The organism is Kitasatospora sp. NPDC091257 (genome assembly GCF_044757675.1).
Classification (GTDB): Bacteria; Actinomycetota; Actinomycetes; order Streptomycetales; family Streptomycetaceae; genus Kitasatospora; species Kitasatospora lactacystinica.
On the sequence record NZ_JBIVVI010001610.1, the window covers coordinates 1 to 1623 of the forward strand.

The following is a 1623-nucleotide window of genomic DNA, read 5'->3' on the forward strand; positions in this document are numbered from 1 at the left end:
CCTCGTCCGGGACGGGGACCCCAGCGTGGAGGTGGTCCTGGTCCACCGGGAGGAGGGCGGCTTCCGGGCGGTGACGGGCCGCAGGCTCGGGCCGAACGGCGAAGTCGCCGCGGCGGTGGTCGACGACGTGCTCTCCGGGACGGTGCGCCTTCCCGTCAGGCTGACCGAACCGGCGAAGCAGGCACTCGGCCCCCTGCCGGGATGGCGGGACCATCCGTGGCTGCGCTACAGCCTGGCCCTGGAGCTCGACGGTCAGGGCGAGGCGGTCATCGGAGACTTCCGGCTGCGCTACGACGACCTGCTCGGCCTCGTGGTGAGCGGAGGAAGACCGTACCGGTAGCGGGTCGTGTGGGCGGAACAGACGCAGTGCCGCTCCGCCCACACACCCCCAACCCCGCGAGCGCGGGGCCTACTTGCAGCCGAACCCGGCTCGCAAACACGGCCAGGGGCCATCCCCGCGCATGAAACCCGCGGGACCGAGGGGCAATTCAAGCATTCGCCTCACACCGGAGAGTCGCGGGTGCCACGATGAACCAGCAACGAGCTAAACATGGCTAGTTGGGAGAACAGCGCGTGCCTGGGTACAACCTTGTCGACGAACCGTGGTTGGCGGTGCGCCCCGTCGGCGGGGGGCCGCCCGTGGAGCTGGGGATCGCCGAGGCCCTGGCCCGTGCCCACGAGCTGGAAGGCCTCGTCGTCGAGTTCTCCACCCAGCTGCCGGCCGTCCTGCGCCAGGTCCTGTTGCCCGTCGTCGCCCACGCCACCGGCGCACCCCGGACGCTGCGGGAGAAGGGTGACCGGCTCGCGCAGAAGGACGGGTTCACCGAGGACGAGCTGAACATGCTCCAGGCGTACCTAGACGAGCACCGCGCGAAGTTCGACCTCTTCGATCCGGTCGACCCGTTCGCACAGGTCGCCGGGCTACGGACTGCCAAGGACGAGACGAAGGGCTCTGCGGCCCTGGTGGCGACCGCGGCGAGCGGCAACAACGTGCCAGTTTTCGCCAGCCGCACCGACGCGGACCCGCTCGATCTGACGCCGGCCCAGGCTGCCCACTGGCTCGTGCACACGCACTGCTGGGACACCGCGGCGATCAAGACCGGCGTCGTCGGCGACGACCAGGTCAAGGCGGGCAAGACGACCGGGAATCCCACCGGTCCGCTCGGCCAGCTCGGCGTCATCATCCCCATCGGGCGCACCCTGTACGAGACCCTTCTGCTGAACCTGCCGGTCACGCCGATCGGTGTCCTCGGAGCCCCGCAGTGGACAAGGGGTCCGCACGGCCCCTCCTGGAAGCCGCGCGCGGCCGAGGGCCTGCTCGACCTGTGGACCTGGCAGGCCCGGCGGATCCGGCTCATCCCGCACGAGAACGATTCCGGCCGGCTGAAGGTCGCCCGGGTGGTCATCAGCGCCGGAGACCGACTCACGGCCCTGTCCGTACAGGAGCCGCACACCGCCTGGACGTTCACCGCGCCCGCCAAGAAGTCCGTGTCGGCACTGCCCGAACGCAGGCCGCGCCGGCACACCCAGGGCAAGGCCGCCTGGCGGGGCCTGGACGCCCTCCTCACCCCCATCCGCCAGGGCCCGGACGGCGCCTTCGAGACCAGCGTTCTGCTCGACGAG

The 1623-nt window shown here is 71.1% G+C and carries 1 protein-coding gene and 1 pseudogene; both read left to right on the forward strand.

Going from position 1 to position 1623, the window contains the following annotated elements; all coding sequences use genetic code 11:
• A pseudogene (locus ACIQOV_RS40705) lies at positions 1–340 on the forward strand (CRISPR-associated helicase/endonuclease Cas3); the annotation flags it as partial.
• 233 nt (positions 341–573) lie between these two features.
• Positions 574–1623: type I-E CRISPR-associated protein Cse1/CasA (gene casA, locus ACIQOV_RS40710; RefSeq protein ID WP_401056086.1), on the forward strand; the 1050-nt coding region annotated here is incomplete at its 3' end.